General features: G+C 34.7%; 10 protein-coding genes. 3 read left to right on the top strand and 7 right to left on the bottom strand.

Annotation, left to right across the window (positions count from 1 at the left end; translation table 11 throughout):
* The 3 genes from ACILQF_RS08595 to ACILQF_RS08585 form a co-directional block, all read left to right on the top strand.
* Positions 1-1,787, top strand: a 1,787-nt coding sequence (locus ACILQF_RS08595) for a thiamine pyrophosphate-dependent enzyme (protein ID WP_395627006.1), incomplete at its 5' end; no start/stop codon positions are given.
* A gap of 375 nt (positions 1,788-2,162) precedes the next feature.
* Entirely contained in the window at positions 2,163-2,456 is a 294-nt protein-coding gene (locus ACILQF_RS08590) for a type II toxin-antitoxin system HigB family toxin (RefSeq protein ID WP_395627005.1), read from the top strand.
* 3 nt (positions 2,457-2,459) lie between these two features.
* Complete coding sequence (locus tag ACILQF_RS08585; protein ID WP_395627004.1) at positions 2,460-2,816, top strand: type II toxin-antitoxin system HigA family antitoxin; 357 nt, start codon at positions 2,460-2,462, stop codon at positions 2,814-2,816.
* A 116-nt stretch (positions 2,817-2,932) separates the two neighbouring features.
* On the opposite strand, the gene ACILQF_RS08580 is transcribed toward ACILQF_RS08585, so the two are convergent.
* The 7 genes from ACILQF_RS08580 to ACILQF_RS08550 all read right to left on the bottom strand — a co-directional run.
* Positions 2,933-3,472 carry a hypothetical protein gene (locus tag ACILQF_RS08580; RefSeq protein ID WP_395627003.1) on the bottom strand — a complete coding sequence of 180 codons (540 nt, stop codon included), beginning with the start codon at positions 3,470-3,472 and terminating at the stop codon, positions 2,933-2,935.
* Positions 3,447-4,199, bottom strand: a complete 753-nt coding sequence (locus ACILQF_RS08575; RefSeq protein WP_395627002.1) for a hypothetical protein — start codon at positions 4,197-4,199, stop codon at positions 3,447-3,449. The genes ACILQF_RS08580 and ACILQF_RS08575 overlap by 26 nt, the downstream gene beginning before the upstream one ends.
* A complete protein-coding gene (locus ACILQF_RS08570) occupies positions 4,189-4,632 on the bottom strand; it encodes a hypothetical protein (RefSeq protein WP_395627001.1) in 444 nt (147 codons plus the stop codon). Before ACILQF_RS08570 ends, ACILQF_RS08575 begins: the two co-directional genes overlap by 11 nt.
* Before the next feature lie 280 nt (positions 4,633-4,912).
* The gene (locus ACILQF_RS08565) at positions 4,913-5,533 is read right to left on the bottom strand and encodes an ATP-binding cassette domain-containing protein (protein ID WP_395627000.1); all 621 of its coding nucleotides are present in this window, start codon (positions 5,531-5,533) and stop codon (positions 4,913-4,915) included.
* A gap of 53 nt (positions 5,534-5,586) precedes the next feature.
* Positions 5,587-5,910, bottom strand: coding sequence for a hypothetical protein (locus ACILQF_RS08560; RefSeq protein WP_395626999.1), 324 nt, complete (start codon positions 5,908-5,910; stop codon positions 5,587-5,589).
* Between the two features lie 283 nt (positions 5,911-6,193).
* A complete protein-coding gene (locus ACILQF_RS08555; RefSeq protein WP_395627007.1) occupies positions 6,194-6,769 on the bottom strand; it encodes a SprT-like domain-containing protein in 576 nt (191 codons plus the stop codon).
* Between the two features lie 34 nt (positions 6,770-6,803).
* Positions 6,804-7,340, bottom strand: a 537-nt coding sequence (locus ACILQF_RS08550) for a nucleoside recognition domain-containing protein (RefSeq protein ID WP_395626998.1), incomplete at its 5' end; no start/stop codon positions are given.

Raw genomic sequence — 7,340 nt, 5'->3', positions numbered from 1 at the left:
TTCTGCCCATGCACCGTAATTTAGGGGTTTTTACTAGCCGTGGGATATCCCTTTCCAAGCTTATGGCACAGTGGCAAGGTAAGGCTGATGGATTTACTAAAGGCCGCGATCGATCTTTTCATTTTGGCACACAAGAGCATAAAATTATTGGGATGATTTCCCATTTAGGTCCGCAATTAGCTGTAGCAGACGGCATTGCACTTGCCGATTTGCTCAATAATAAACAAAAAGCAACACTCGTATTTACCGGTGAAGGCGCAACCAGCGAAGGCGATTTCCATGAAGCACTCAACCTTGCCTCGGTTTGGGACCTGCCCGTAATTTTTATCATTGAAAATAATGGTTATGGATTATCGACCCCTACAAATGAGCAATACCGATGTAAACAATTGGTTGATAGAGCCTTAGGATACGGAATGGAAGGAAGGCGCATTGATGGAAATAATATTCTTGAAGTTTATCATAACATCAAAGAGCTAGCAGAGGATATTCGCCAGAAACCAAGACCAGTTTTAATTGAATGTATGACCTTCAGGATGCGCGGACACGAAGAGGCATCAGGCACTAAATATATCCCACAGGAGCTATTCACTGAATGGGAGAAGAAAGATCCACTAAAAAATTATGAAGAATTTTTGTTGGGTGAAGGCATTATCAATGAGGACTTTATCGGCCATTTACGGACTAATTTGAAGGCTGAAATTGATTCGGAGATAGATAAAGTATTTTTAATGGACGAGCCCATAGTTGATACTTTGATTGAAGTTTCAGATATGTACCATGGGCAGAATATCGAAGAAATTAAACCTCAAAATCCTGCAAAAACTGAAAAAAGATATATCGATGCTATAAGTGACGGATTAAGGCAAGGGATGCAAAAGTTTCCTGATTTAATAATCATGGGACAAGATATTGCGGAATATGGAGGTGCTTTTAAAATTACGCAGGGCTTTGTAGAGGAGTTTGGGAAAGGGCGGGTTCGGAATACGCCTATATGTGAGTCGGCGGTGGTGGGTGCCGCCCTCGGACTATCAATCAATGGTAAAAAGGCCGTTATGGAGATGCAGTTTGCTGATTTTGTGAGCTGTGGCTTCAACCAAATTATAAATAATTTAGCTAAAACACATTATCGCTGGGGCGAGAAGGCCGATGTAGTGATTCGAATGCCTACGGGTGCAGGCACAGGCGCGGGACCATTCCATTCGCAAAGTAATGAGGCTTGGTTCACCAAAACACCGGGATTGAAGGTAGTTTATCCGGCATTCCCTTCAGATGCTAAAGGTCTACTTTTGGCGGCTATTGAAGATCCAAATCCGGTAATGTATTTTGAGCATAAATACCTTTACCGCGGTATCTCCGAGCCTATTTTCGATGATTATTATAGCATTGAAATTGGAAAAGCAAGACTCATCCGCCAAGGCGAACAATTCAGTATCATTAGCTATGGTTTAGGGGTACACTGGGCGATGGAATATTTAGATGCCCATCCTGAACTTTCTGCCGATCTGATTGATTTAAGAAGCTTACAACCTTGGGATAAAGATGCGGTTAAAGCTACCGTTCAAAAAACCGGTCGCGTACTTATTCTCCATGAAGATACCCTCACCAATGGCCTAGGAGGCGAGATCAGCGCCTGGATAGCAGAACATTGTTTTGAGCACTTAGATGCCCCCGTGATGCGCTGTGCAAGCTTGGATACAGCAATCCCCATGAACAAGGCCTTGGAGGATAATTTTTTGGCGAAAGCGAGATTGGCTGAGGTTGTGGAGAGGTTGATTGGGTATTGATCAGTTGAGAGTTGGCAGTTATCAGTTTTCTGGCTGGCGACATCTAGTAGGGTTATCAGTTGGCAGTTATCAGGCTGGGCGGATAAAATAAGGGAAGAAGGATTAAGGAGTAAGTCTGGGGGGAATATGAATTTAGGTTCAATTAAAAATGATTTTTTTTAACAGTTTGAGGATTTTTAAAAATTTATTATTTCTTTAGATATGTAAGATTCCCGACATGATTTATAAAACATATTAACCCACATTAGGGTGGATTTAGATGATTTATTGAGGGCCTACAAATGAATTGGTAGCAATACCCAAAAAACATTCTAACATTAATTGAATAGTCTGTATAAATGTTCCCAATTAGGGAACTTTTATTATCTTTGTACTGTGAGAGTTATTGCGAAAAAGACTCTAAGAGAGTTTTGGATCAAACACAGCGATTGTGAAGAACAATTGAAGTCTTGGCATAAGGAAGCCATAGAAGCCTTTTGGAATTCCCCTCAGGATATAAAAAATGATTATCCCTTCGCTAGTTTTCTTCAAGACAATAGGGTAGTTTTTAATATCAAAGGGAACAAATATCGCTTGATTGTGAACATTAACTATGATTTCGCAATAGTTTGGATACGATTCATTGGAACTCACGCAGAATATGACAAAATAAACGCATCAACAATTTGATTCATGATAACGAAAGTAATTAAAACTGAAATAGAATATCAAGCAGCTCTAAGCCGACTTGAAGAAATATTTGATAGCAAAAAGGATTCAAAAACCGCTGATGAACTTGAATTATTGTCTCTATTGATTGAAAAATATGAAAATGAAATAAGTCCGATTGACTTACCAGACCCAATCGAAGCAATCAAATTCAGAATGGAGCAGCTTGGTTATAAACAAAAAGATTTGGCTCAAGCCATCGGCTTAAAAAGCAGAGTTAGTGAAATTTTAAATAAAAAAAGAAAACTGACCATTGACATGATTAGAAAGCTTCATGACACATTAGGAATTCCAACAGAAGTATTGATAAAAGAATATTAAGTGGGTAATGTCAAGTGATAAGCCTAACCGACAACTAATCTCATTTCTAAATACTTAATACTACCTACTCAATACTAGTCCTACCCAACTCTAATTTGAGTTATATAATTTTAGGTTCAATTAAAAATGATTTTTTTAACCATTTGAGGTTTTTTAAAAAAGGCAAAACCATAACAGAATGGAATTGCAAAAAGCATTTTAAATCCCATATAAATTAATGAACGCTTGTTAGAAAGCTCCTCCATGACCGATGTTTCGATGTGTTTCATGGATGCACTCGCATCAATCTGATAGCCCTTTGGTCCTAACTCATTCACAGAATTTCTAAGCGACTCTTCTATCCGATATTGTATAAAGTTATTCAATAAATCGGGGTAGAAATACTTTACCAAAATTTCTACCACAAAAAGGGATAGAAAGTAAAGTATTACAAGGCCCAAGGCATGAAGGACTGTAGCGTTGATACGTTCTTTAATAACAACTGCACCATAAAAATAAAGGAATGTAGCAATTATAAATAGCCTAACTAAAACAAGTGTGTCTGAAAAAAAAGTCTTGTAAGAAATCAGGAACACCACTGTTTGAAAAGTGATAGTCAGAATTATAATACACCCAATTAGTTGCTTATAACTAATAAATAGCTTTTCTTCTTTCATATAAAAAATAGAAAATCAAACAACACACGCACACTAGAGAAGTTAACAATAGTTCAGAATTGAAATCTTGTGCAATTTGAACGGATTTATTTGAAGTCAACCGATTATAATATCCTAATCCATTTATATACCAATTGTAAGGAGTGAAATTACGCTCACCATAAAACAAAATAGAAATTATTCCCAATAAATAAAAGCTATAATATACCAAAGATCGTCTCCAGGAAATTAGACTTTGAAACAATAAAAGAAAATAGCTGAATAATGTACTAATGAGTATAAATTTCAAAAGAAAAAAGATAATCAAATCAATAGATTGGAATAATGAAATATCAAATCTAAAGTAAGTCACTATTGAATAAATTAAAAATATTAGCATATAAATGAATGATAAAATGCTACTAATTGCTAAAACTTTAAAGAAAGTGATGATAAATAATGTCTTTTTGAAAAAATGCACTCTAGCATTATTATAAATTCCTAAATCTTTAATAAAAGCTAATTGACATATAATTGGAATAATAATTACGGTTATATATGCATTGGCACTATTAAAGATAAACACCAAAGGGTTTGCATTATTAACAGCACCATTAAAGGCAAAAACTTTTGAGAATAAAATTTGACCTTGTGGTCTAGGAAGTGATAAAACGGCAATAATTATCCAGAAAAACAAAATAGATATTATAGGTATATTTTTTATCAATTTTAAAAATTCAATTTTCATTTAATTTTATGTTTAATATATAAAATACAATTAAAAAGCCTAAAGCAGGCATAAATACAAGATTGAAGCCCAAATCAACTACAAATAGCCAAGTAAAAGGAAGAATTGGATAGAAAAAACAAATCATTTGTAAAGCTAGAGCTAAAACTATGGCACTCGCATTTGCTTTAAAAAATTTAAAGTAAACCAATGTTAAAAACACAGTTCGCAAGGTAAAAACTAAATACACAAGAATATGTTCGAACAAAAATGCCAGGAAAAACTTAGATTGCCCTGCTAACATACCTGGATACTCGGAAATAAAATAATAACTATATCCAGAAATTAATAGCAAATAATAAAGGATATAGGCAAGAATAATAAAGACAAAAATTATGCTCTTCTCTTTATAAATGTTTTTTGAGACCGCCTTTGAAAATAAAATCTTGGTCATAGCCCCACTTTTATATTCCCTATAAAAGATGAAATAGACTAAAATTACTGTCAAAAATGATAAAACTATTGCATTAAAATATGCTGATTTCCCAACGAAATAATCAAATATATGCCGCGACTTTGACACCCTCATCCATGAAATAAAAGAGGATAAAAATCGTGTACTCGAAAAATAAATGTTAAGTGTTATTAATACAAAAGGAAGGCTGATTAAAAAACCCATTAATGGCGTTTTCAACAACTTTTCTAGTTCATATCCAAAATACCTTCTCATCAACTTAGAGTTCTAGTTTAATTTGTTGATGGGCTAACTCAGCTAATTTTGCATCGTTGTGAGATACGACTAAATAAGATCTGTTGTTTTTAACAGACTTTTGAAGATAATCATACAATACATCTATAGAAGCCGAATCTAAATTAACAACTGGCTCATCTAAAAGAACATAAGTCCCAGAATTAAGCATAGAAAGTATAATCTCAAATTTTTGCCTATAACCTGCTGAAAGCTTTGAAACCTTTACATCCAAGAACTGCGATAAGTTAAAATCCGAAAATAATTGCTCTAAATCTGGATCTAGATTAGTAATGCCATTATAGTAGGAAAATATTTTAAGGTTGTCTTTGACAGATAAATAAGAGTAGGAAAAATCTTTATCAATGAAAAAAGAAATTAGTTTAGCGTATTTAGTCAGATTGCTAGGTAAAACTGCACAAGAATCAATTGAAATATCGCCTTCAAAATTATTGTAAATGCCAACAATGCATTTCAACAGACTAGACTTACCACTGCCATTGGGCCCCTCAATCTGAGTTATTGTTCCCTCATTAATTACAAAATCAAGGTTTTGAAATATGGTATTTCCACCTAGGTCTAAACTTAAATTATTTGCTACTATCATAATAATAAAGGATGCAGGCTAATTCTAGCCTGCATCTCATGGTTTTTAAATGGTTAACTGCTGCAACTTTCAAGGTCAGATAATACTGTTTGCTGACCTAATAATGTTAAAAATGTCGTAGAATAAGAACAACCATTGGAGCAAGTATAATTACTTGTATGAACCGTTAATAGACCAAAATCTATAGGAGGAAAGCTGAATTCTTTTTTACAGGTAATCCCACCTTCAATCGATTCAGCTTCAGCTGAAGAAGATGAACTTATACTACTTATACTAATGAATGTATCAATTAAAAATGTTTTAGATATTTTATTTAGTTTCTTAAAAACAAAACCTACTCTTTTAAAGATTTTCGGAAATCTCTTGCTGTTGGCCAAAAATTAATTAAATATAAATATTGTTTTCTAGTATTTAAATAATATTAATTATTTAAATAAATAAAATAATCTAAGTTTTATATTTTAATTTCTTAATAAATAATTTAATATGAAAAGTGAAAAAATGGTAAAAAAAGTATGAGGATCCAATAGTTCAAAGATTAATAGAGAAACAAAAGTGCATGTGGAAGAATCTTTCATCTCTGCGAACCAGTAAAATCAACTCGAAATATGAAGTTACCTGCTAAACTAATATCATGTTTTCATTAACAAAGGTTTATCCTCACACCCTACTCACCTCCGCCAATGGCGGAAACAAATAAACCGCTCCAGTCTTAATTTCAATGCAGCGAAAGCGTTTGCGAACCAGAGATTCTTTTCTAAATACTCGGCCGCCTTTAATCGAAAATAGTGCCTTCATCTCAATATTCTCAACACAAATTACTCCTTCCGCCTTGCGGTCATATTCTTTCAGAATTCTAAATAGATTGAGGTCGGTACAACTGGAGGCAGCCGGATTTTCGAGGTATTTCACAATGGCAAGCTTTACATCTGGCGGAAAAATAGAAGCTTCAAAAAAAGGACGCATCATCTTCTTGAAATTATCTTTCCATTCTTGTCCGTGCGGTTTTGCCTTACGTTTATGCTCATTCCAGGTCAGCAGATGCGCAAACTCATGAACCGTAGTAATTAAAAAGGCATAAGGGTTCAGGTTATAATTTACGGATATTCTGTGCCCCGCATCTTTAAAAGGATGGCGATAATCGCCAAATTTAGTGCTCCTATTTCTTGAAATCTTGAATTCACACTTAAAATAATCTATCCATCGGGCAATCACAGGCGCCGCATCCGGTGGCATATAATTACTTAAGACATTAATTTTATCCAAGGTTTTACTTTAGCAGATTGTACACAATAAAGCTTGCAAGATAAGCTAGTGCAGTCATGTAAGCAAATTGAATTGCAGGCCATTTCCAACTTTTGGTTTCACGATATACCACCGCAATGGTACTGATACATTGCATCGCGAAAGCGTAAAACATCATCAATGAAAAAGCTACGGCAGTGGTAAAAACTGGGAGACCAGTCTCCGAATTTCTGGCAGACTGCATTTTTTGGCGTACCGATTCAACTTGGCTATCATCCGCATCAACACTATAAATGGTAGCCATCGTGCCTACAAATACTTCACGTGCAGCAAATGAGGTAATAAGGGCAATTCCAATCTTCCAATCAAAACCCAATGGTTTGATTACAGGCTCAATCGATTTTCCTAAAATTCCGGCATAAGAATTTTCTAATCTCTCTGATGCTTGTAGCCTATCTAGCTCAACCTGAGGATGTTGCTGTAACATCGACTCAGAATTATATTTGGCTTCAATCTTATCGAAACGATCTGCGGGAGCGAAAGATGAAAGTACCCAAAGAAT

This window comes from Daejeonella sp. (assembly GCF_044232565.1).
Classification (GTDB): Bacteria; Bacteroidota; Bacteroidia; order Sphingobacteriales; family Sphingobacteriaceae; genus Daejeonella.
Note: the sequence above shows the minus strand (reverse complement) of the source record. Positions and strands in the feature narration are given on the sequence as shown.